22 protein-coding genes and 1 pseudogene are annotated in these 23,054 nt (G+C 67.1%); 9 read left to right on the forward strand and 14 right to left on the reverse strand.

Features of this window, described 5'->3' with window-relative positions:
* Positions 1–48: 48 nt before the first annotated feature.
* Together ACH34Q_RS42575 and ACH34Q_RS42580 are read right to left on the reverse strand one after the other, a co-directional pair.
* Positions 49–570, reverse strand: a complete 522-nt coding sequence (locus ACH34Q_RS42575; protein ID WP_395988912.1) for a GNAT family N-acetyltransferase — start codon at positions 568–570, stop codon at positions 49–51.
* Between the two features lie 98 nt (positions 571–668).
* Positions 669–1,313, reverse strand: a complete 645-nt coding sequence (locus ACH34Q_RS42580) for a DNA alkylation repair protein (protein WP_395988935.1) — start codon at positions 1,311–1,313, stop codon at positions 669–671.
* Positions 1,314–1,511: 198 nt separating this feature from the next.
* Here ACH34Q_RS42580 and ACH34Q_RS42585 point away from each other — a divergent pair, with 198 nt between their 5' ends.
* From ACH34Q_RS42585 to ACH34Q_RS42595, 3 genes are read left to right on the forward strand one after another with little or no spacing between them, the layout of a single operon-like run.
* Entirely contained in the window at positions 1,512–2,036 is a 525-nt protein-coding gene (locus ACH34Q_RS42585; RefSeq protein ID WP_395988913.1) for a PadR family transcriptional regulator, read from the forward strand.
* 6 nt (positions 2,037–2,042) lie between these two features.
* Positions 2,043–2,780 (forward strand): ABC transporter ATP-binding protein, encoded by a 738-nt coding sequence (locus ACH34Q_RS42590; protein ID WP_395988914.1) that lies wholly within the window; start codon positions 2,043–2,045, stop codon positions 2,778–2,780.
* A 5-nt stretch (positions 2,781–2,785) separates the two neighbouring features.
* Positions 2,786–4,576 (forward strand): FtsX-like permease family protein, encoded by a 1,791-nt coding sequence (locus ACH34Q_RS42595; RefSeq protein WP_395988915.1) that lies wholly within the window; start codon positions 2,786–2,788, stop codon positions 4,574–4,576.
* Positions 4,577–4,628: 52 nt separating this feature from the next.
* Here the strand turns inward: ACH34Q_RS42595 and ACH34Q_RS42600 are convergent, their stop codons facing one another.
* A complete protein-coding gene (locus tag ACH34Q_RS42600; RefSeq protein ID WP_395988936.1) occupies positions 4,629–5,357 on the reverse strand; it encodes a GNAT family N-acetyltransferase in 729 nt (242 codons plus the stop codon).
* Positions 5,358–5,550: 193 nt separating this feature from the next.
* Between ACH34Q_RS42600 and ACH34Q_RS42605 the strand changes: the two genes are divergently transcribed.
* Positions 5,551–6,039, forward strand: coding sequence for a hypothetical protein (locus ACH34Q_RS42605; protein WP_395988916.1), 489 nt, complete (start codon positions 5,551–5,553; stop codon positions 6,037–6,039).
* A gap of 169 nt (positions 6,040–6,208) precedes the next feature.
* On the opposite strand, the gene ACH34Q_RS42610 is transcribed toward ACH34Q_RS42605, so the two are convergent.
* The 5 genes from ACH34Q_RS42610 to ACH34Q_RS42630 form a co-directional block, all read right to left on the reverse strand.
* Entirely contained in the window at positions 6,209–6,613 is a 405-nt protein-coding gene (locus ACH34Q_RS42610; protein WP_395988917.1) for a hypothetical protein, read from the reverse strand.
* A 692-nt stretch (positions 6,614–7,305) separates the two neighbouring features.
* Positions 7,306–7,521, reverse strand: coding sequence for a hypothetical protein (locus ACH34Q_RS42615; protein ID WP_395988918.1), 216 nt, complete (start codon positions 7,519–7,521; stop codon positions 7,306–7,308).
* 172 nt (positions 7,522–7,693) lie between these two features.
* Positions 7,694–7,894 carry a suppressor of fused domain protein gene (locus ACH34Q_RS42620; RefSeq protein ID WP_395988919.1) on the reverse strand — a complete coding sequence of 67 codons (201 nt, stop codon included), beginning with the start codon at positions 7,892–7,894 and terminating at the stop codon, positions 7,694–7,696.
* A gap of 177 nt (positions 7,895–8,071) precedes the next feature.
* Positions 8,072–8,881, reverse strand: coding sequence for an SMI1/KNR4 family protein (locus ACH34Q_RS42625; RefSeq protein ID WP_395988920.1), 810 nt, complete (start codon positions 8,879–8,881; stop codon positions 8,072–8,074).
* A gap of 811 nt (positions 8,882–9,692) precedes the next feature.
* Positions 9,693–9,941: a hypothetical protein gene (locus ACH34Q_RS42630; protein WP_395988921.1), complete on the reverse strand. Its 249-nt coding sequence runs from the start codon at positions 9,939–9,941 to the stop codon at positions 9,693–9,695.
* Between the two features lie 135 nt (positions 9,942–10,076).
* Here ACH34Q_RS42630 and ACH34Q_RS42635 point away from each other — a divergent pair, with 135 nt between their 5' ends.
* The gene (locus ACH34Q_RS42635) at positions 10,077–10,688 is read left to right on the forward strand and encodes a DUF2625 family protein (protein ID WP_395988922.1); all 612 of its coding nucleotides are present in this window, start codon (positions 10,077–10,079) and stop codon (positions 10,686–10,688) included.
* Between the two features lie 436 nt (positions 10,689–11,124).
* On the opposite strand, the gene ACH34Q_RS42640 is transcribed toward ACH34Q_RS42635, so the two are convergent.
* The 3 genes from ACH34Q_RS42640 to ACH34Q_RS42650 form a co-directional block, all read right to left on the reverse strand.
* The gene (locus ACH34Q_RS42640; protein ID WP_395988923.1) at positions 11,125–11,631 is read right to left on the reverse strand and encodes a DUF1877 family protein; all 507 of its coding nucleotides are present in this window, start codon (positions 11,629–11,631) and stop codon (positions 11,125–11,127) included.
* A gap of 214 nt (positions 11,632–11,845) precedes the next feature.
* Positions 11,846–12,130, reverse strand: coding sequence for a hypothetical protein (locus tag ACH34Q_RS42645; protein ID WP_395988924.1), 285 nt, complete (start codon positions 12,128–12,130; stop codon positions 11,846–11,848).
* A 347-nt stretch (positions 12,131–12,477) separates the two neighbouring features.
* Positions 12,478–12,804, reverse strand: coding sequence for a hypothetical protein (locus ACH34Q_RS42650; RefSeq protein ID WP_395988925.1), 327 nt, complete (start codon positions 12,802–12,804; stop codon positions 12,478–12,480).
* Between the two features lie 99 nt (positions 12,805–12,903).
* Here ACH34Q_RS42650 and ACH34Q_RS42655 point away from each other — a divergent pair, with 99 nt between their 5' ends.
* The gene (locus ACH34Q_RS42655; protein ID WP_395988926.1) at positions 12,904–13,125 is read left to right on the forward strand and encodes a hypothetical protein; all 222 of its coding nucleotides are present in this window, start codon (positions 12,904–12,906) and stop codon (positions 13,123–13,125) included.
* Positions 13,126–13,461: 336 nt separating this feature from the next.
* Here the strand turns inward: ACH34Q_RS42655 and ACH34Q_RS42660 are convergent, their stop codons facing one another.
* Complete coding sequence (locus tag ACH34Q_RS42660) at positions 13,462–13,698, reverse strand: hypothetical protein (protein WP_395988927.1); 237 nt, start codon at positions 13,696–13,698, stop codon at positions 13,462–13,464.
* 137 nt (positions 13,699–13,835) lie between these two features.
* Between ACH34Q_RS42660 and ACH34Q_RS42665 the strand changes: the two are divergent.
* From ACH34Q_RS42665 to ACH34Q_RS42675, 3 genes and pseudogenes are all read left to right on the forward strand, one after another.
* Positions 13,836–15,149, forward strand: a pseudogene (locus ACH34Q_RS42665) (serine/threonine-protein kinase); the annotation flags it as partial.
* A 322-nt stretch (positions 15,150–15,471) separates the two neighbouring features.
* Entirely contained in the window at positions 15,472–17,481 is a 2,010-nt protein-coding gene (locus ACH34Q_RS42670) for a WD40 repeat domain-containing protein (protein WP_395988928.1), read from the forward strand.
* Between the two features lie 545 nt (positions 17,482–18,026).
* Entirely contained in the window at positions 18,027–18,446 is a 420-nt protein-coding gene (locus tag ACH34Q_RS42675; RefSeq protein WP_395988929.1) for a hypothetical protein, read from the forward strand.
* 1,004 nt (positions 18,447–19,450) lie between these two features.
* Here the strand turns inward: ACH34Q_RS42675 and ACH34Q_RS42680 are convergent.
* Together ACH34Q_RS42680 and ACH34Q_RS42685 are read right to left on the reverse strand one after the other, a co-directional pair.
* Positions 19,451–20,041 (reverse strand): dihydrofolate reductase family protein, encoded by a 591-nt coding sequence (locus ACH34Q_RS42680; protein ID WP_395988930.1) that lies wholly within the window; start codon positions 20,039–20,041, stop codon positions 19,451–19,453.
* 65 nt (positions 20,042–20,106) lie between these two features.
* Positions 20,107–20,946, reverse strand: a complete 840-nt coding sequence (locus ACH34Q_RS42685; protein WP_395988931.1) for a helix-turn-helix domain-containing protein — start codon at positions 20,944–20,946, stop codon at positions 20,107–20,109.
* Between the last annotated feature and the right edge of the window lie 2,108 nt (positions 20,947–23,054).

Below are 23,054 nucleotides of genomic sequence, written 5' to 3' on the forward strand. Positions count from 1 at the left end.
GCGCGGAAAAGGATCCTCCGTCCGCTTATACACGCATTGTCAAGATCACTAAACCCGGTCGCGCACGATCGCCCAGCGTTCGTGATCTCGCCATACCCCGGCGATCCTGATCAGCCCCGGCGAGAACCCCTCCCGGCGCATCCCCACCCGCCGCGCCAATTGCAGCGACGCCGCGTTCTCCGGCTGGATATCGGCCTCCAGCCTGTGCAGCCCCAACCGCTCGAACCCGTGCCGTACGGCGAGCCCGACGCCCTCGGTCATGTAACCGCACCCCGCGTGCGGAACGAACGCCCCGTACCCGAGCACGCCCCGCTCGTACGACGACCGTTCGATCCGGCTGATACTCACGAACCCGGCGACGTCGTTTCGTACGCACACCAGGAAACCGACCGCGGTGATTCCGTCGAACCGAGCCAGATACTCGGCGAAACCCTCGACCGTCGTCGGCACGTACACCCAAGGGTGATGCAGCCCCTCACTGGCCTTCGCCAGCGCGATGAACTCATCCCTGTCCCCGGCCGATATCCGGCGCAGGAACACCGGACCGGCCGCCTCAGTCTCAATGCCCACCAAACGCAATGTACGGCGTTCACTCCGGTCCGAGAACATGAACCCGGGGCATCACGCCGTGATCGAGCCCGCCCGAACCTCCAGCCGTACGAGCCGTCCTACTCGTCGTTCCGCCGGCGCACCATCTCGGTGATCCAGATGGGCGCGAACGGGGACGTGCAGCCCGGGGAGGTCGGGTAGTCCTTGAGTACTTCCAGGCGCTCACCGATGCCGATCGCACGGGCGCGGTGCTCGGCGGACTCGATCCCGATCTGGGCCAGGCAGTGGTTCATCGCCCACTGCAGGCGTTCCGGGGCGTCCTTCATCTCCGCCTCGATGACGTCGAGCAGTCCAGCGAAATCGAGCCCCTCGGGCTTCTTCGCCACGCGTTCGGTGGTCAGCGCCCAGCCGGCACTCGCGACCACCGGATCCGGATCGGCGGACCAGGCCAGCCGCAGCTCCTCGAAGTGCGGGTTCTTCTTCACCACGTAGTTCACGAGCCAGTCGTGCACCTTGGGCGTGCGCGCATCGCGCACCATGGCGTCCAACTCGGCACGCTCGAACGCCTTGGGGCGGCAGATCAGGAGGGCCAGCAGCCTCGCCGCAGTGTCACCCGTCTCCCAGAGCCGGCACGCGAGTTCCTGCTGCGTCTTCAGCCGCTTCGCGACCGCGCGCAGCTTGCCGAGGTTCACACCGTGATCGTCACCGTGCCTCTCGTTCACCTCGCGTGCCCTGGGGTCCTCGAGCGCGGCCAGCTCGGCCATCACCTCGGCCACCGCCGTCTCGGTCAGCGTCGTCTCTGCCACCTCGGCCTCCTGTCCATCACGGTCGGAATTCAGGCTACGACGAAAGCCGGCGCCCTGCCGTACACCGACCGCGGCCACTCCCCTGGCGGCAGGCCGCCGCTTTGACACCTGCATCCACTAACCGCTATCTATACCTAACGGTTAGGAGGTGCTGGCATGCAGGACGCGGTATTGGCGATGCTCGCGAAGGAACCGTCGTACGGCTATGACCTGGACGTGCGGTTGCGGCGGGCTCTCGGGCCGCTGGGCGAGGCGATGAACGCGGGCCAGATCTACGTGACCCTGGGCCGGCTGGAGAAGGCGGGACTGGTCGCCTGCGAACGTGCGGACGGGCTGCCGGAACGGCCGGACCGCAAGATGTACGTACTGACGCCCGCCGGACAGCAGCGGGTCACCGCCTGGATGGCCGACGTGAGCTGGCCGAAACCGAACCTGGCGGAGTTCCACCTCAAACTCGCTGCGGCGGCCGCGGCCCGGCTCGCCGATCCGGTGGAGCTCGTGGACCTCCACCGCCGCGAGCTGATGCGACGCCTGCGTGACGCACAGCGCGCGGCGCTGGCCGAGCCCGAGGACTCGACCGTCGGCCTGCTGCTGGAAGGAGTCGCGCTGCGGCTGCAGGCGGACCTGCGCTGGCTGGCGGCCTGCGAGCGGATCTGGTCGAGAGACGAAAACCGAAGCTGAGGGTGCATGAACGAGTTCGACGATGTGCTGCAGGTCCGCGATCTGCACAAGGAGCACGGCCAAGGGCAGAGCCTGGTCCGCGCGGTCGATGGAGTCGACCTGGACGTACCGACGGGACAGATGCTGGCCGTGATGGGGCCCAGTGGCTGCGGGAAGTCCACACTGCTGCACCTGATGGGCGGCCTGGAGCGGCCCACCTACGGCGAAGTCCGGCTGGCCGGGCGGCGCATCGACAACGTGAGCGAGCGGGGCCTGGCCCGGATGCGGCGCCGGGCGGTGGGCTTCGTCTTCCAGGCCTTCCATCTGGTGGAGGAACTGTCCGCGGCGGAGAACGTGGAATTGCCCGCGCTGCTGGCCGGAAGCTCGCCACGTGCGGCCAGACGCCGCGCGGCCCACCTCCTGGAGCAGTTCGGCCTCGCCGACCGCGCCCGGCATCTGCCCTGGAAGCTGTCCGGGGGACAGCGCCAGCGCGTGGCCATCGCCCGTGCCATGGCCAACGAACCACTGGTCCTCCTTGCCGATGAGCCGACCGGGAACCTGGACACCGCGGCGACCCTCGATGTGCTCCGACTCTTCGAGGACCTGCGTTCCGCGGGGCAGACCCTGGTGGTCGTCACGCATGACGAGCGGGTCGCGGCCACCGCGGACCGGCTGGTCTCGATGCGCGACGGGATGTTCGTCGACGACACCCGGCTGGCAGTCCGCACCGGGCGGCTCGACGGCCTGATCAAGCTGGAGGACTGAACGCCGTGGGCCGCATCCTGCTCGTCGTCCGCCTCGTCCTGGCCGACGTACGCCGGCATCCCACCGAGGCGGTGATCCTCCTCGTCTCGGTCACCGCCGCCACCGCCATCCTGGGCCTGGCCGGATCACTGCACGGCGCGACCGAAACGCTGTACGGGCAGACGCGGGCGGCCACGGCCGGACCGGACGTGGTCGCGTTCTCACCCGGCACCAGCCGGACCACGATCACGGCCTTGAAGTCCTTGGAGCATGCGCCCGGGGTGATCGCGCACAGTGGACCGCACCGCCAGTACTACACGAAACTCACCGCGAACGGCTCGACGGGAGCCGCGCTGGCGCAGGTCACCGACACAGCGCCGGGCCCGATCGACCGTCCGCTGGTGACCTCGGGCAGTTGGGTGCGTCCCGGAGGCATCGTGGTCGAACGCGGCTTCGCCACCGCTCTGGACGCCGAAGTCGGCGACCACGTCACCATCGGCGGCCGCCGGCTTCCGATCGTCGGGATCGCCGTCACCGCGGCCGGCTCGGTCTACCCGTGGGCGCCGGGGATCGGCCCGGGCGGGGGGCCGAGCGACGGCGGTGGCCTGGTCTGGCTGACCGAACGGGATACCCGGACACTGGCATCGGCCGACATCCCGGTGACCTCCCTCATCTACCTGAAACTGCGGAATCCCGACACCGCCCGGTCACTGACGCAAGACCTCGCCAAGGCCCCGGCGTTCGAGGACACCTGGGTGAACTTCAAAACCTGGCGGCACATAGCCGACCAGGACACGGTCATGCTCAAGGACAGCCAGCCGATCCTGGTCGTCGGCAGCTGGCTGCTCGCCTTCCTGGCCGTCGGCGGCGTGGCCACGCTGGCCGCCGGACGTGCCGCCAAGCAGACCCACCGGGTCGGACTGCTCAAGGCCATCGGCGCCGCACCCGGCCTCATCGCCACCGTCCTGCTCGCCGAATACCTCACGCTGGCGCTGATCGCCGACGCGCTGGGGCTGCTCGTCGCACGGCTGATCGAGCCCGCCATCGTCAATCCCAGCGCCAGCCTGATCACCACCGCCACCGGGCCGACCGGCACCACCATCGCCATCACGACCATCGTCGCCCTGGCCGTGGCCGGCCTCACCACCCTCGGCCCGACCGTACGAGCCCTGCGCACCGAAACCGTCACCGCACTCGCCGACACCGCGCGTCTCCCCCAGCACCGGGCCCGCCTGACCAGACTGTCCGCGCTGCTCCCGACCCCACTCCTGCTCGGGCTACGCCTGATCGCCCGCCGGCCCGGCCGCGCGCTCCTGCACGCCTGCAGCACCGCGGTCACACTGAGCGCGATCACGGGCCTACTGGTGATCTACGCCCAACCCCTGAAGGGCTACCCGGGCTCCGCCATGGCGAACGATCTGCGAGACGCTCAGGCACGCCACGTCATCCTGGCCGTCGCCGCCGCACTGATCGTCCTCGCCGCCGTCAACACCCTCACCATCACCTGGACCACGGCACAAGAAGCCCGCCCCACCATGGCCATCGCACGCACGCTCGGGGCCACCCCCGGACAGATCACCGCCGGGCTGTCGGCCGCACAACTACTTCCGACCCTGCCCGGCGCCCTCGCCGGAATCCCCATGGGCCTCATCCTGTGCCTGCCGTTCAGCGCCGCGAACACGACCTGGCCCCCCGCGTGGCTACTCCTCACCGCCGCGCTCGCCGCCCTACCCGTAACAGCAGCACTCACCGCCGTACCCGCCCGAATCGCAGCCCGCCGTTCCGTGGCCCAAACCCTCAGCGCCGAAGCCGCGTGAGCACCTCGGCCCTTTCACACGGCCGCCTTCGGCCCGCTGGGACGAGCACCGTTCAGCGCCCCGGCAGCGTCGCGTGGGGAGGCGTGGGCTTGATGTCGATCATGGTGTTGGTGATCGCCCATCGTTCGTGATCGCGCCACGCTCCATCGATGTACAGCAGTTCGGGCGAGTCGCCCTCATGGCGAAAGCCGACTCGTCGGACCAGCTTGAGCGAGGCGTGGTTACCGGGCTGGATCTGAGCCTCGAGCCGGTGCAGCCGCAACTGTTCAAAGGCATAGCGCACCACCAGTGTGAGGCCCTCGGACATGTAGCCCTGACCGGCACTGGGAGCGAATGCAGCATAGGCAATGGATCCGGATTGGAATCGTCCCCGAATGATGCTGTTGATATTGACCACACCGGCGATGGCTCCACTACCGCGCTCACAGATCACCATCGACTCTTCGTCGGGCTGCTCGTATCGCGTGAGGTAAGCCTCGTACAACTCTGGTGTGGACGGCAAAGACATCCATGGCTGATGCAGTCCCATGCTGGCTTTCACCAGGCCGAGGAACTCATTTTGATCGGTCCTGGCCAGGTGGCGCAGGGTCACCCGGCGGGAAGGACTCGGTTGGTCGGCCATGAAGACATCGATCGGCGCATCTTTCACGGACGACACGGTACCGGCGCTTCGGAGTATGAGCCGCTTGTAGTCCGCTGTCTCGAACATGGCGGTCGGGCGAACCGGCGTGGCGGCACCGGAAGGGGCAGACCGCACGCCCCGGCGCGCGCGGGCGAGCATGCCCACTCGACTCGGTCGTGCCTCTGGCGGCGTCCCTCACCGAATCGCACGCGGAGATCCCGCGACCACCTGGAAGCGAATCACCGGCACCACTGCTGTGACGTGGGCCTCTGCAAATCCGCGCGAGCCAATGTCAGGGACGTGTTACTGTCTCCGGTGCTGTATAGCAACGTTTGCGACACAATGGCCAAGCATGCGACGTGATCCGGACATGCCTCGGCCGAAGTGGGCCGAACTGACCTGGGCGGCTTTACGCGGCCTGCTTGTGGGGATTGCCGCGTTGCTGGCCGCCGGAGCGCTCGCGGCCACCATCCTCATCGTGGGGGACTTTCCGGGCGACGACTGCCCAGGAGACGAATTCGGATGCGTCCCCGGCCTCGGGCCGGCGCTGCTCGCCGCATGGACGACACCCATTCTGTTCTCGGCTGTGGCCGCTGCGATGGCCGGCTTTCTCCGGCTGCCTGCTCCGGGCTGTTTCGCCGCTCCGGGGTGCCTGCTTCTCCTGTTGAACTTCTTCACCGTCTACGTCCTGATGGCCCTCGCCACCCTGAGCGAGATCGTCACCGCCTGGCCCTTGAACACCTTGATGCTCACCGTCCTGCTGGCCCCGTACCCGATCATGTCGGCCCTCGCCGCGCAAACGACCCGGGCCGCCGACGACGAACAAGCCACCGAAGGGTGACGAGTTCACCGCCCTCGTGCGGCGGCGACTGCTGGTATTGCCGTCCGTGCGACGCTCGAGAAATGCTCATCCGCGCGAACGGTGAGAAGCATTGAGAGACTTGTCCGTGCGGACGAATACTCAGGCTAGCGGGGGTCTGGGGTGGTGGAGCCCCCAGGTTCCCGTTCGGTCAATCGAGGGGTGTAGCGCCGTCGTGATACCACTGCACGCCGTTCCAGCGGCCGTGGGTGGCTAGGAAGTGAGTCACGATCTGCGGTATGTAGTGAATGGAAACAGTGTCGCGGTCGTCGTACGCATCGACCTGACCGTTGGCCAAGGCGTACCGCTCGGATGGGGCCGAGGGCGCCGCTGGATCGATGGCGTGGTGACCCACCTCATCAATGCCGGAGAACGCCGCCACGAAGGCACGAGCACCGCCGATCACCATGGCAAGCGCGGGTCCGTGTTCCTGGTCTGCCCACTGCCTGATCCAGATCTCACCCCGTCCGGTGTGGACCGCCTCCTGGACTGCGGCAAGGATCCGTTCCTCGGTGGGGTCCTTCACCGGATCGGCTTGCACGTCAACGATCCACACAACGGGTCTCCTTGCTTGGCACAGTGTCCAGCCTCCCCTGTCGAGGGCAGGCACGAGCTCAGGTGCTCGACGAGAACGGCTTCTCGCACAGAAACTCTCATTTCGGAGCGCTCAGCCGGCGTGCTGCATCGAACGGCGACGTCCTCGGCCGAACCTTCGATCCCTCTTAGACAAGTAGGAGCAAGGCAGTCCATAGCAACAAAATAGGCGCGAGGCCGGCAAGCATGACCCAGAGCCAGGCGAAAAAGTCCCGTCGACTACGCCGTACCGATCGGCGTCTGAGCGCGATGGCCGTCCACACGGAGAGCAACACGCCCATCGCCGTCGGTACGATCGAGAGATAATAAAGAATCGGGCCACCGAGAAAGAATGAAAGGATCGCGCTCAGCAGGATCCAGATACTCGGATGCGGTGGTGACTCAGGGCGACCGGCCTGACTGTTCGCGCTACCTTCCAAGCCGGCATTCACGTTTCTCCTCGTCGCCCAGGAGCACTGGCCTTCCGTACGACTCGCGGTCTTTTCGCCTGACACCTCAGCCATCGGCCCAATATTCGACCACTTCCGTGCCCACATCAACCGGTCCGGACGATACTCCCGTGCGAACGGCGTACCGTTTCGTGCGGGAGTGCCCTCCGGCGCGCTGGATACTGTCGTCCTTGCGGCGCGTCGGGTGCGCAACGCGGACAACTGATCAGAGCGTCTCGCCGTAGTGGTCTTCCTGATCCCGGTACCAGCGTTCTTCCGCATCCCTGGCGGCCCTGGCGGCGGCTATGCATCGCCTGCACGTGGCACGATCCATTTCGTCGTAGTTCACGCCTTGGGCAAAGGCCTGGTGACATAGCGGCATAGCAACGCCGTTCTTGACCTTGCCTGCCATGTGGACCACTTGCTCCGTCGACTCGCTCATGCCAAAGACGGTACGTCTACCCGGACGGGACGGGCACGGCGCTGCGGACCCTGCGGCACAGATGCAACCCGGCGAACTGGTCTCCTCGTCAGGTCAGGCCAAGCCCAGGCTGTACGAGCAGATCACCGCGTGACGTGCATGGTTGTCGTCTCAAGAGATGTGGTTGGGCCAGCTAGGAGACGGCTGCCCGATCTGGGTCTACGGGGTCGATTCCGGCCTGGTCGAAGAGTTGTTCCAACGCCTCGGTGCCATGCGTTCGGCGGAAGGCGATTTCTGAGGCGGTTACGGGCAGCAGCCACAGGAAGCGTGCTTGATGGCCGTTGGGAAGTGCGCAGCGTTCAAGCGCCGGTCCGTGGAGGTAGGTCAGGCTCACCAAGAAGCGGTCACTTCGCGGACCGGCGCGGTGAGGACGAACTCCCGGCGGCTCTCAGGCTGATCGGTATGAAGGGAGGCACCGACGGTCGTGTAGACCCAACTGCTGGCCTGCGGACCTGGGGCTACCTCAACGATGCGCAGGGCGGGCATAGAGCCTCGGTGCCCGTCCCCTAGGTCAGGACTCCGGGGGGACGTCCTGCTGGAACCAGTGTCCGCGTACGTGCTCCGCAGCGATGTGGAACGGGTGCTCCTGGTCGGTCATCTGCCGGAACAGGAACTCTGTGGCCGTGCACTCGAACCGGCTGCCCTGGTCGAGGCTGTCCACGGCGTAGACGGGCCACTGGTCGGGGTCGGGCCCCTCGGTGATCCAGAAGTAGGTCTCCTGGTGCTCGTTGTTCGACCAGGGGAGCAGCCCGCCCGGGGCAGGGAACGGCGGATGCTCGTCTCCGAAGGTCATGTCGTTGTCGGCGTGATATTCGGTGTGCCAGATCAGCTCCTTTGGGGGGAAGACACAGAAGAACCCGTTGAACATGCCGTCGCAGCCGAACGTCTCGACGAGCCGCTTGTAGTCGCTCGGCAGGGACGTGCCGACCCGCGACTCGACCGCCACCCAGTCGGGCGCGGGGACGGGTGAGGACGGTCCGCCCGTGATCGCGACCAGCCGCTGCACCCAGGACAGCTCCGCCGGCGGATCGATCGGTTCGGGGATGGTCCGCTCCGCGACGGCGACGACCAGACGGCCGTCCGCGTCCTGCCCGATCGCGACCGCCCGCATGCCGTGTGCCCAGGCCTGGTCCCAGAGGTGCTCGTCCGGGACGGCCATCGGCGGCTCGTCCCTCCAGTACATGCCGGGGTACCGGCTATCGAACTCGTCCTCTGGAGTGATGCCGCCGCCGTCAGAGACCAGCACGCAGGTGTGCCCGCCCGGATGCCCGGGCTGTTCGCACGTCAGGTCACCGGCCTCGGCTCCCATGAGGCGAGACACGGTCGCTATGAGCTCCTTGCGGTCCATGGGAAGCCACACAAGCACCTGCCACCGACATCACGCCACAGGCGGACGCATGCGCGGGCGCCTACGGCGGGGACTTATGCGGTCGGATTACCTGGCCTTTCTCGGTCGGGTGCGAGACCTGGTGCTTGCGCATCACTTGCGGATCGACAGGCCCGCCGGCACAGCCATGCCGAATGGCCGCATACAACTCTCGGTCTCGAACTGACGCGCCATCCGAGCCCCCTCACGAGAGGGACGTATCAGATACTCTCCACCGCAAGCCCCTGAGTGTTGCTAAAGCTCATCACACGACACTCCAGGGATCAGGAGTGTTGCCCAAACTCATCGACACACGTTGCCGCTACACGCGGACAGAACCACCACCAGCAACTGAGCGCTCGTCGACGGCGCTGCTCACGACCGCGTTCCGGATTTGGGCTTCGTGGTGGAGCGGTGACGGGAATCGAACCCGCGCTGTCAGCTTGGGAATCATTCGGATCCTGGCCGTCACGGCCGCTGACCTGGCGTTGCGGCGTGCCGCAAGTGACCGTGAATGGCCCTTGATCACCATGGCCAATCGCTCGCTAATCGTCCGTCGCCTACCGCCTGGCCTGCTGAACCTCTGAGTATCGTGGTTCGCCATCTTGCACGGACACCCTTACTCCGGAACGCTATGCCGACAGCTGCATCGAACCGCGGCCGTCCGCATTTCAGCTAGAACGACCGCCCTGCCCGGAGCAAGTCCGCCAAGGCTGGACGGTGTTCCAGGTGCGCCGGTGGTGGGCACTGGTGGCGGCCGTTGCTGTCACTCGCGCGGACGCTGACCTCGGGTCTTCAACCGCCGTACGTGGCGCTCGTGTTGTCCGGCTCGCCGTCGCTGTGCACGGTCGATGAGCAACGTACGCGGCTCGGCTGCCAACTCGTATAGCTCGACCTCGAACGGGTCGGCGTCGTACTCGATGAGCCGGGCCAAGGCTTCCCGGTCCTGCTCGACAGTGCCTCGCCGGCGCACTCCATCCCGCCAGACCTGCCCGCTTATCTCCACCGCGTCCACGTCTCGACGGTAGCTCAGGACGCGGCGGCCAGGGCACGGTGAGAACCACACGGGTCGCGAAGCGAGCAAATCCCGAGCGTGGGGACGGCCACGGCCTGGAGCACCGTATCCCGCTTGGGCTGAAAGACTGGAGACGTGAACGGTTCAGCGTGGGACGAGGTTCTCGCCGCCGTACAGGCGGCGCCCTATCCGGTCGAGATGTCGGCCCCGGACACTGAGCGTGCGGAGAGCTGCTTGGCAGAGTTGGGCATCACGACGAGATCGTGGCTCGGGGCCGTCGTCGCCCATACCGGTGGGATTCTCGTGGATCACGGCTGGTTGCGAGTGCTCGGCAGTGGCGGGGGCGGCCTTCCCGACATCGTGGCCCAAGCCGATCCGGCGTCACGCAGCCTCGTGGTGGGTTACGACGCATTGGGCGGTCAGTTCGCCTGGGTGCCGACTGCGCCGGGGTTGCCGCCCACGGTCCACTACTTCGGTCCGGACGATCTCGGCTGGCTGGACTTGGAACAAGGGTATGCCGATTGGCTGTACGCCGTGCTCGCCGGCTCGCTGACGCAGTTCTACAACACCCTGCGCTGGCCCGGCTGGGAGACTGAAGTCGCCGCGCTTGGACTGGACGAAGGCATCCACACCTGGCCGCCACCCTCAACCGTGGAAGGCAAGGACCTGTCCAAGGCATCACGGAAGGCTGTTCCCATGGCGGAGTTGGTCTCCTTTCATCATGAGATGGCACAGCAACTGGGCTAGGCCATCACCACCGACCGCACCTGAACCCTCACCGCTTCATCGCCGAGACAGACCAGGTCGGCTCACAGAGCAGAGCAACGCCCCCCTCACCGGAACGGACCAAGACCCAGGCTCCGGATCGCTCCCCTCCAACCCCCGGGGGCCTTTGCTGTCAAGCGGGTGACGGGAATCGAACCCGCGCTGCCAGCTTGGGAACCAAGCCGATCATGGCTGCTGTACCGGCTGAACCGCCGAGATACCTATCCTCAAGTGACCACTGTTGCCCCTTGATCACCCTGGCTAATCGCCCGCCGCCTCCCCGGCTGGCGCCCATCTCGCGAGCATGCTTTCCGGGGCCTGGGGCCGCAGGGCTATCCCTCCGTGCTCGCTCGACTACCGGACAAGCCACTCTGCGTGGCGCCGAAGTCCCGGAGTCATGCCAGTACGACTATGCGATTCAGTCCCACCAGACCACGATGGCCAGGTGCTTGTCTGCGGCCACAGTATAGAAATCGCGGAGCGCGTTGAAATGCCTGGTGATGTAGGGGCGCGGATCGCCGTGGAAGTCAGTGAGGACTCCGCGGATTGCGTCCTTCAACTTTCGAGGATTCGATGGAAGTGCAGAAAGAACACGGTCCATGTCGATGTCGCATAGTGCGGTTGCCAACGTGAGGACATCGGCTGGCTCCAGAGCCCTGGGCTGCTCCATAACCGAGTACGGATAATCACGGTATGCAGCATTGACCTCATCATCTCCATCGATCGCCCGCCGCAGGGCGGGCACGTTGCCGACACCAGCGTGTTCACACACACGGACCAGGGCGTTACCCGCCCAGTCCAGATCGAGGTGCTCCGATGCTGGGACCATCTCGAACGAGCAAAGTCTGTCCAGCTCAGCAACCGAGCGTCGACACTCAGAAAGCTGTCCGGGCATGATCCTGGCAAACTGCGTTGTGACCGCCATGCCCGAAGTCTCCACCCTTGGCCCGTAAACCATGCAATCCACCCCAGCCAAACTGTGGCGCTCATAGGGCTAAGGCATGGAGCGACTCATTACGAGTCCAACGAACAACATTCACACCCGCCCACAGACGTCCCCTGGCCTGCGGTCCAGCCCCCCACCGCCCGCCGGTTCCAACAACGTCCAGCCCCATCCATACCCGCCGTTAGCATCCGCGTCAGCACCCCTCGTCCGCGTTGCGCTCCTCGACGGCCTCTTCGTCAACAGGCCGTAGGCGCGCGCGTGCCGCATGGAGTCGTTCGCGGTAGTCCGGCATGAAGATCTGAGGCAGACGTGTCTCCAATTGGCCGAGCACGCTGGACAGCGCCATCCACTCACCACGGTCCTCAAAGATCGCCTCGACCTCCTTAGCGCTGACGTCGAGGACCAAGCGGTGAGCGAAGTCGTACAGGACGAACGCCTCGTCCGGCGAAAGCCGAATCATCTCGTCAGGCTCGGACATGAGCCGCAGGCTACGCGGTCACAGCCCTATGGCTCGGGAGACCGAGCCCTGATCCACGGCTGATGGGCTGGCGCCGTCAGGTCGCACAACACCACCTCGATGCGAACCACCGGCGCTCCTGCCCCGTCGCGCCCTCACCCAGCCCGCGACGTGCGCCACCGTAAGCCCGTGTAGCCGCTGTGAGGGGCTGTTGCTGCACGTCCGTGCTGTGCAGCAGATCTTCACGAGCAGCGCCTCGACTGTGGCCTCGCGCTCGCGCCCCGGCCCTGATCTCATAGATCTCCGTTCAGGACGGCGGCCGGCGGGAAGCTCCTACGTTCTACGCAGGCTCGTTGGGCCCTGATCGTTCACCGCTGTTGTTGATCAGTGGACCGCTCGTTCAATGCCCTGGCGATGCCGGCCAAGGTCCGAGCCTGCTGATGTGGGCGAGCGATCGTGCCGGCGAGGCGTTCGGCGTCGTCCGGGTCCACGTTGGCCAACGCCTCGGCGACCTTCTTCAGAGCGTTGGAATGGTGCACGGGTGTGGTGATGGTGGGAGCCAGCCGCTCGGCATCGACTGGATCCACCCAGGCCAGTACCTCGGCAATGATCTCCAGCACGTCGTCGGGATGGTGGCTGGTACGGCCGATGCGTTCGGCGTCAACGAGTAGCGCCTGTACCCACCGTGGATCCACCTCAGTGATCCCCTCCGGCTCGCGGGGGCTGCGAAGCCTCCGCTTCGGCACGTCCAGCCTCATATCGGGGATGGCGGCCCCCTCCTCTACCTTGGCCCCATGAATGAAGCTCAACCCACGGGTTCGCTGTCTGATGCCGAGTTCAGCACGTTCGTGCACCTGCTTCGGCGCTTCAGTGAGTACGAACTGGACCAGTTTCAGCTCTGGCGGCTGAAGACCACCAACGGCACGGTGTACATCAACTTTGGACGAATCCCTGTTGGCGCATCACCTCAGACTTACGACGACCTAGATGCCTGGTGTGCGGCACATACTGACTGATCCATTCCTGCCGGTAGGGTCTCCGCTGCGGCTTCATGGGCCCCTCCTGTGGGCGGGGGCGGCCGTGACCGGCTCTGCGCGGCGGGACCGGACGGAACAGGCCGCATGCCCGGCGCGCCGGGGCGGGCGGCCGCCGGCGGCGCGGAGCGGCGCCCTTGAAACCGTAATGAAGGTTCTCATCGGGGGCCGTTGGGGCCTGGTGGGTCCGCTGACTTGCTCCCGGGCCTCTTAGCAGTGGCGCCATGCTGCGCAACGTTCCACGTAGGCGGGCAGGTGCTAGGCCTCGAACTCTTCGGCTGACCAGTCATCTGGCTCGACATCGTCGGGCTTGCAGCCCTAGGCCCATCCGTGGCCCCTGTCAAGCAGCTCGATGCGCTCCAAGTCGTAGAGCGGGTTCTCGAAGGCGTCCACCACCCGCCACTCGCCGGGCGTGAGACCGGTCAGCAGATAACCGCAGGCGGTCATGAGGCGGCAGCTCATCAGGTCGATGGCGGCGCGGTGGATCATGGCTTCGGACCGGACCAGGCGGGCTTCGTAGTCGCGGCTCAGGCAGTGCAGCATCAGCCGGTCCAAGGAGCGCTCTGGGGATTCTGGTGAACTCTGCCGGTATCGGTGGCGTCACAGCGTTGAAAATCGATTTCTTGATCGTGGTGCCGTGAGGCGGCCGGTGGCCGGCCGGTCCCGCGGAAGAGCGGGGTGAGGGTTTCTTGGTGGATCGGTTGGAGCCGGGAGATCCGGAACGGATCGGGGAGTTCTGGCCGGCGGGGCGATTGGGCGCCGGCGGGCAGGGAGTGGTGTATGAGGCCTACGGCCCTGACGGGGGCCGGGTGGCGATCAAGGTGCTGCACGGGACGTCGGAATCGCCGCGGGAACTGGAGCGGATGGCGGCCGAGGCGCGTGCGGCGCAGCGGGTCGCCACGTTCTGCACCGCCCGGATCTTGCAGGTGCACCTGGAGCCGCCGCGACCCTACATCGTCAGTGAGTACATCGACGGGCTGAGCCTGCAGGAAACCGTCACGGGTGCGGGTGGACGGGTGCCGCGCCGGTTCGGCGGGGACGATCTGCACCGGCTGGGGATCGGGATCGCCACCGCGCTGGCGGCGATTCACCAGGCCAAGGTGGTGCACCGCGATCTCAAGCCCGGCAATGTGATGCTGGGGCCCGATGGTCCCCGGCTGATCGATTTCGGGATCGCGCGGGTGCTGGACACCGGCTCGGCCACCCAGGACGGCGGGCTGGTCGGGACGCTGCGGTACATGCCCCCGGAGGTGTACGCGGGGAAGGGGGCCGGTGCCGAGGCCGATGTGTTCGCCTGGGGCGCGATCATGGTGTTCGCGGCCACCGGCCGGCACGCCTTCACCGGCGTTGATCTGCCGCAGATCGCGTACCAGGTGCGGACCTGCGACCCCGATCTGTCCGCGCTGCCCGAGTCGCTGCGCGCGCTGGTAGCGGCGGCGCTGGACAAGGAGCTGCTGCGACGCCCTTCGGCGTCACAGATTTTGGCGGTGCTGACCGGTGACCCCCGTCAGGAGGCCGGTGATCTGCAGGACCTGGTCGATCGGGGCGCCGAACTCGCCGGGCCGCCTTCGGGGTGGGCGCCGGGTGACCCGGCGCTGGGCAAGCTCGCCGAGGACGCTTACACCGCTCTGCCCGCAGAGGAGCAGAACCTGGTCCCCGAGGTGTTCCTGCGCTGCCTGGTCCCCGGAGACCATGGAAGCTGGTCGGTACGTCAGGTACCGGTGGCGGAACTGTTCGACCGCCCCGACCGCGCCGAAGGGGAAGCGCTCGAGCGGGTGGTGCGTGCTTTCGCGCCCCTGCTGACCCTCACCGGCGAACCGGCACCCGACCAGACGCGAGACCGGATGCAGGAGCAGACCGGGCGGCGAGCAGGACGGCAGGTCGTACTGACCCGGCCGGCGGTGCTGCGGGCCTGGCTTCGGCTGCGGGACTGGGCCGAGAACCACCGGCAGGACCTGGCCGCCCACCACCGCGTCCGCGAGGCCGCCGGGGTCTGGGACGACCACGGACAGCGCCGCAGCGATGTGCTGACCGGCGCCCATTTCGACCAGGCCCTGCGCTGGATCACCACTGGGCACAAGCCGGCCCTCAACCGGGTCGAACGTGGCCTGCTGGATGCCAGTACCCGTGCCCAGACCATCCGCACCCGCCGCACCCGCACCATCGCCCCTGGTCCTCGCGGTCACCACGCTGCTGTCACTCACCGCCACCGGGTGGGCGGTCCAGGCACAACAGAACGCCGACCAGCAACGCGACAACGCCAACCGCCAGCGCGACTCCGTTGTCTCCCGCCAGTTCGTCACCCAAAGCCAGCAGTCCACCGACCCGGTGACATCGGCCCTGCTCGCCGCCGCGGCCTGGCGACTGCAGAAAAGTCCCGAAAGCCGCGCCGCCCTCATCAACGTCCTCGCCAAGCCCGACCGCGCCGCCCTCACCGGCCACAGCGGCGCCGCCCGGTCGACTGCGTTCAGCCCCGACGGCCGCACCCTGGCCACCAGCGGCGACGACGAGACGGCGCGGCTATGGGAAGTACGCAGCCGCCGCCAGATCGGCGCTCCCCTCACCGGCCACACCGGCATCGTCTGGTCGGTGGCCTTCAGCCCTGACGGCCGTACCTTGGCCACCAGCGGCGAGGACAAGACGGTGCGGTTGTGGGACGTGCGTAGCCGTCAGCAGATCGGCGCTCCCCTCACCGGCCACACCCGCTGGGTCCGCTCGGTGGCCTTCAGCCCCGATGGCAGCACCCTGGCCACCAGCGACCTCGTGACGGTGCGGCTATGGGACGTACGTGGCCACCGCCAGATCGGCGCACCTCTGGCCGGCGACACCGGCCTCATGCAGCCGGCGACCTTCAGCCCCGACGGCCGCACCCTGGCCGCCAGCGACGGCGTGAAGGTGCGGTTTTGGGACGTGCGCAGCCGCCGCCAGATCGGCGCTCCCCTCACCGGCCACACCAGCGGCTTCGGCTCGGTGACCTTCAGCTCCGACGGCCGCACCCTGGCCACCAGCGGCAACAACGAGACGGTGCGGCTGTGGAACGTACGCAGCCGCCGCCAGATCGGCCCCCCGCTGGCCGGCGGCGCCAGAATCGGGGAGTCGATGGCTTTCAGCCCTGACGGCCGTACCCTGGCGACCGGCGGCGGCGACCAGACGGTGCGGTTGTGGGACGTGCATAGCCGCCGCCAGATCGGCGCCCCGCTCACCGGCCACAGCAACACCGTCTGGTCGGTGGTCTTCAACACCGACGGCCGTACCTTGGCCAGCAGTGACCACACAGGCGCGGTGCGATTGTGGGATGTGCGAGCCCACCGCCAGATCGGCGCGCCTGTCACCGGCCACACCGACAACGTCATTTCGATGGCTTACCGGCCTGACGGCCGCACCCTCGCCACCGGCGGCGGCGACAAGACGGTGCGGCTGTGGGACGTGCGCAGCCGCCGCCAGTTCGGCGCCCCCCTCACCGGCCACGCCGACAGCGTCATCTCGATGGCATTCAGCCCCGACGGCCGCAGCCTGGCCACCGGCAGCCACGACAACACGGTGCGGCTGTGGGACGTGCAGAGCCGCCGCCAAATCGGCGCGCCCGTCACCGGCCATACCGACGGGGTCAGCTCCGTGGCCTTCAGCCCCGACGGGCGCACCCTGGCCACCGGCGGCGCCGACAGGACGGTGCGGTTGTGGGATGTGGGTAGCCGCCGGCAGATCGGCGCTCCCCTCACCGGCCACACCGAGTGGGGCAGCTCGATAGCCTTCAGCCCCGACGGCCGCACCCTGGCCACCGGCGATGGCCTGCTAGGAGGCGGCGGCGATAAGGCAGTGCGGCTGTGGGACGTCCGCAGCCGCCGCCAGATCGGCGCTCCCCTCACCGGCCACACCAACGGGGTCAGTTCCGTGGCCTTCAGCCCCGACGGCCGCACCCTGGCCACCGGCGGCGCCGACAAGACGGTGCGGCTGTGGGACGTGGGCGTCCGCCGCCAGATCGGCACCCCCCTCACCGGCCACACCAACATCGTCTGGTCGGCGGCCTTCAGCCCTGACGGCCGCACCCTGGCCAGCGGCGACAATGACGGGACAGCACGGTTGTGGGACGTGGGCGTCCGCCGCCAGATCGGCGCTCCCCTCACCGGCCACACCGTCGGGGTCCGCTCGGTGACCTTCAGCCCCGACGGGCGCACCCTGGCCACCGGCAGCGAGGACAAGACGGTGCGGCTGTGGGACGTGGCGATGCCCGCTGACCTTGTCGGCTCCGTCTGCGCAGCGGCCGGGCGCACACTGACACCTCAAGAATGGACCCAGTACGTGCCGACCGGACCCGAGTTCCGGAAGGTCTGCCCCTGACCAACGCCACAGAGACGATCGCGACTGCGAACCACTCTGAAGACCGTGCCCCCGCCCACTGGCGGACCGCTCGCCTCCGCCGCGAACGGCTCGCCCTCCTTCAGCTCAGGCGCTGGGTGCTCTCAAGCATCGCTCGGAGGTTCAATCAATACCAGCCGATCGCCTACAACGGGAGAGCATCTGATCCGTAGCAAGATCGGCACCACCCAGGACCGTCCACAGGCGTCCCCTGACCTGCCCGAGCCCCTCCCTCGCGTCCACCGTCGTCCAGCCCGATCCAGCGCCGTTGTCAGCACCCGCGTTAGCAGGCGGACCGTCCCGGAGGGTGCGCCCGCGCGAACGGCGAGACGGTGTGACAGACAGGTCCGCGCGCGAACGAATGCTCCGGCGCTGGGGGCTGCGAAGCCCCCGCTTCGGGCACGTCCAGCCATGATGCCCTCAGCAATGTCGTCGATGCGTTGTCGGAGCGGTCAGATATCTTCCGCAGGAGCATTGCGTACAGCGGATTAGAGGCCCTCGTGGGCGGATCTAATTGGGACTGCATAGTGCCATACAACATCGACGTCGCGGCAGCACTGGCGACGGCGCGGGAAATGACGTTCCGGGAGGGCGATTACCACTGGGTGCATGATGGTCGTTGGGGCTTGCCTGAGCGTCCGCGACCGAACTCGGTCGCGGAACTCTGGGCAGACCCCGTCGTGCAGGAGACCGGCACTCATTCAGTGCTGGATATCTGGGACGTTTGCGGTTCTGCCGAGGAGTCGGAGATCGCGGTGGCTGCTCCGCTGACGCAGCAGACCGCCCAACGACTCTTTGGAACCGACCGCCCGACCCGAGATGACTACCAACGTGCGCAAGGGGCGCCCTGGGATGTCGTAGAGGATCGTGGTTTCGGCTACTACGTCGTCCTCTACCGCGACAACGTTCCGGACGAGATCTCCTTCTTCGGAACCACGGGCGATTAAAAACCAGGCGGACGAGCGACGCGGCGCGCCGGGGCGGGCGGCCGCCGGCGGCGCGGAGCGGCGCCCTTGAAACCGTAATGAAAGTTCTGATCGGGGGCCGTTGGGGCCTGGTGGGTCCGCTGACTTGCTCCCGGGCCTCTTAGCAGTGGCGCCATGCTGCGCAACGTTCTACGTAGGCGGGTAGGTGCTAGGCATCGAACTCTTCACGAGCCCCTGAACGATCAAGGCCCAGTGTCAGGGATCATGTCCCTGACCTGGGCCTTCGTGGTGGAGCGGGTGACGGGAATCGAACCCGCGCTATCAGCTTGGGAACCATCGCGATCTTGCCCGTCATGGCGGCTGACCTGGCGTTCTCCCACGCCGCAAGTGACCGTGAGTACCCCTAAACGACCGCCCTTAATGGCACGGCCACCCAGCCCTGACCTGCGCAGCAAGGGACGTTCGCCAGAGCCACCAGCAGCCCGCCGACCGTCCGCTTTTCAGAAGTAGCACCCGTCCTCCCAACTGCGCCGTCCGCCGAGGCCGGACGGTGCTGGGCGTGTGCTGGTGCGTGGGGTTAGTGGCCGACGTTGCCGTCCTGGTTGCCGTCACCTACTCCTACCCTGCGTTCACGATTCAGTACCGGGTGGGCCGATCGTGCGGCCTGCACGCCGTCATCGGGGGACAGTCGATGACGATCGGCGTCGCGCTCGATGAACTGCGGGCCTCCCGTATCTGCTCGGATTCGCGCCCTCCATTGCCCGGACCCGAACCACGCCCGGCCTCAGCGATCGTCACGACCTAAGCCAGTCATTCGGTCAAGAAAGTCGGGGGTTCGCACTTGCGGGTCACCACGGATTCCTCACCACGCTGGCGGCAGGGCGCATCAACCTGTCAGAGACGAAGCGCGATCCCGGGAGGATGCCATGACCGACGACATCGCACCTTTGAACATCATGATTGAAGCTCTCTTCAGGCGGGCGCGTCGGAGCCCGGCGGCATTACGAGCTTCTTCACTTACCCGCTCAGAGCGGTGATCGGCGCACCCGGTAGCGCAGGTGGAGCACCCGGTTGCCCTGGATCACCACGTGGGGGTCCTCCAGCAGCTGCTGTGCGTCGATCGACCCGAAGTAGCGCTTGCCGGACCCGAACACCACAGGCGCGACGTCCATGGCGACCTCGTCGACAAGCTCTGCGGCCAGAGCCTGGCCGCCGACGTCGCCTGCGGCGACCTCAACCGTTCGGTCACCCGCGAGCTCCTGCGCTTTGGCCATAGCGGCCTCGACTCCGTCGACGAAGTGGAACGGCGCCTCCGGGTACCAGCCTTCGGGCCTCGGCCGGTGCGACACGACGACCATGTGGTCGATCCCGCCCGGTGGCGTGCCGCCCCAGCCGTCGGTCATGTCGAAGACGTGGCGGCCGACGATCGTCACTCCGATCTGGTCCCAGTACGTCCGGGTGTGGTCGTAGGACGCCTGAGACACCTTCACGCCCCCGGCCTCGTCCAACGCAACGTCTCCGCTGGACATCCAGTCGAACAGCGGTCCGACCTGGTCATTCTCATCCGCGATGAAGCCGTCCACCGACACCGTGCTGTACATGACCACCTTGCCCATGGGCTCTCCTCTGCTTGGGAAGTGCCCATCCTGGCGTGTCGGGAGCTGTCGGCTCTTGTAAGAAATCAATCGGCCGGGAGCGGTCCGACATCGAGCGCATGGCCGGGATGTTCCCGCAGGAACCGCCGCCGGACGTCGACATACCGGGTCGGCGTAAGCCCCGTGAACGTCCGGAACTCGTGGCAGAAGTGAGCCTGGTCGAAGTAGCCGAAGCGGCCGGCGAGGTCGACCCAGTCGACCGGTCCGGCGGTGTCAACCGCGAGCACGGCGGCGGCGAAGCGGTAGGTGCGGGCGAGCCGCTTCGGGGTGACGCCGATGAGCTCCCTGAAGCGCTGTGCCAAATGGGTGCTGCTGACGCCGACCATCACGCTCAGGTCGCCGATCACCACCGCTCCCGTGGCCGCCGCGATGACGCTGCTCGTGTGGCGGACCAGCCCGAGGCCGGTGGTCTCGCAGAGCCGTCGCGTCAACTCGTCCTCCAGCAGCGTCAGCATCTCCTGCGGCCCGGCCACCGTGGTCAACCGGTCCCGCAGCTCAGCAGTGGCGGAACGACCCCACACCTGTTCCACCGTCACCGGCCGGTCGCACAGTTCGGCCGCAGGCATCGGCAGGAACGGCGCCAGTCCCCACGGCTTGAAGTGCACGCCGACCGACCGGGTCCCCGGCGGGTAGCCGAACTCGAGGGCGCGGGTGGGCATGGTGACCACGCAGCCATCGGCGTACTCGGCCGTATTGATGTCGGTGCCGGCGCGGATGCGGAACGACTCCCCGAGGTTAAGGATGAGCACCGCCGACGGCATCGGCGGCAACATCAGCCGGGGGTACGGCGGCGCACCCTCCAGGTAGTAGAGGTCGTCGATCAGCCCGTCCAGCGGCGGTCGCGGCACTCTGGACAGGTACTCCACGCGTCACAGCATCGCCGACGCACGGACGCGCCGCCAAGTCGTCGCACGCCGCCAGTCACGGAACCACGGCGGGCGCTTCACCTTGCCGCTCCAGGCTCGCGGCGTCCGTGCCGATCTGCAGCGACCACTTGGTGAGTTCGATCCCCGATCGGCTGTACTGCGTGATCGTGGCGGCGGCCTCGAGACGGCTGTCGAGCAGTTGGCCGTCCCGGGACGACCCGCGACACCAACCGGTCGGCCAGGACGGGACCGGCCCGGAGAGGCCGCATGCCCGGCCCGGACGGACCGGCGGCGGCGCGTAGCGGCGCCCTTGAAACCGTAATGAAGGTTCTCATCGGGGGCCGTTGAGGCCTGGTGGGTCCGCTGACTTGCTCCCGGGCCTCTTAGCAGTGGCGCCATGCTGCGCAACGTTCTACGCAGGCGGGTACGTGCTAGGCCTCGAACTCTTCACGAGCCCCTGAACGATCAAGGCCCAGCGTCGGGGATCATGTCCCTGGCCTGGGCCTTCGTGGTGGAGCGGGTGACGGGAATCGAACCCGCCCTATCAGCTTGGGAACCAAACCGATCACGCCTGTTAGGGCTGCTGACCTGGGCTCCAGCCCTCCCGCGAGTGACCACGATTGACCCCTGATCACCGCCCCTAGTTGCACGCTAATTGCACGGCGCCATCCCACTGACCTCGGCGAATCGGGCCACGTGCAACGTAAGACGTACCGCTCTCAGCTTCCCGTCCGCCTTCGTGTCGCGCTCCGCGCTACCGGGGGGGCCAGGGCGCGCGGTGCCGCGGCGTCCGTCGTCAATGGTGACGCTGGTCCCACGCACCCTTGATGCACGCCTTCGCGTACCGTACCAATCCGCATATGTTCCGGATCATGGTCCGGGCTGACATGATGATCTGTCATGGCCCCCTCTCCTCTCGAGCAAAACGCTGAGCTCTCGATCAGGTTGCCGATGTGGCAATGGCACATAATCGACGGCACGGCGGACAACCACATAAACACGCGGTATGAGAGCCCCGACTGGGAAGACATCAGGGCCATGGGGATGAGTGTCCGCGAAGCCGGCTGGGATCAGATCGCACACTGGACCCGAGGAGTCCCCGGGTCCGGATCCTGGCCACCGCGCGATGAGATCGTCACGGTGAAGCTGACACATGATCAATGGGCCTGGGTCGCCTCAGTGCTGGAATATTGGGCTCAAGTTTCCGAAGGCATGAACGATCTTGAGGGTGCAGCCCAAGATCGCGCTATCCGTGATCTTATCCAGTCGCAGCTAGCCCCATAGCGCAAGTTCGTGCAGCCACGATACCCAAGCTTCCTGGAGTCGGAGGCCCCCGCAGAGAGTGCACAAGTGCGTTTCTCCAGGAAGAACGCCCTCACAATCGGCACGTCTGGTGCGGTCGTTGCTGCCCTCGCTAGACGGTCTGCACTCGCCGGACCGCTGGGGCGAGGCTGCAAGGCCCGGTTACGTCCGCTAAGAACTGACTGTAAATCCGTCGGCTTAGCCTACCCAGGTTCGTACCCTGGACCCGCCACACCAGCAGAAACGGCCCCTGACCAGGGAAGTCCTGGTCAGGGGCCGTTCTCGTTCCTGACCGTGAGTCCCCCTGAGACACCGCCGTTCGCCGCCCCTCCGGGCACGCGTGGGGCACGGCGTAGGGCACTTCCGGGAGCCAAGGGAAGCCCGCTTGCACTCCATGCTGTGCTTGGTTCCAGCACATCAGGTGCGCGTGCCCTAACCGCTTGCTCAGCGTACTCAGCGCGGTCGGCATCTTTGCGGGTGTAAGGCAAGAGAAAATGGACGTCCTGATGGCCCGCACAACGCGCGGAGTCCTTTTCGTCATGTCGGCCACTTGTCCCGCCCCGTCACGTACGCTGGGGGTGTCCCGGAACGAGCAACCCGGGACACGGAATGTAACCCGGCATTCAGGAGATCCGGGCCCGATCTGGTGGGCCTGTAGGCGCGGGCGGCGATCGCCCGTCGCTAGTGTCCTGAGTCATTAGTTTGTTGTTACTCGGTAGGGTGTGGGGATGCCGAGCCCGAAGCTTGAGCCAGTGGTGTTGTCCGATGAGGAACGGTCGGCGCTGGCCGGCTGGGCCGGGCGGGGT

This window comes from Actinomadura sp. 9N407, from assembly GCF_044326315.1.
In the GTDB taxonomy this organism is placed as follows: domain Bacteria; phylum Actinomycetota; class Actinomycetes; order Streptosporangiales; family Streptosporangiaceae; genus Spirillospora.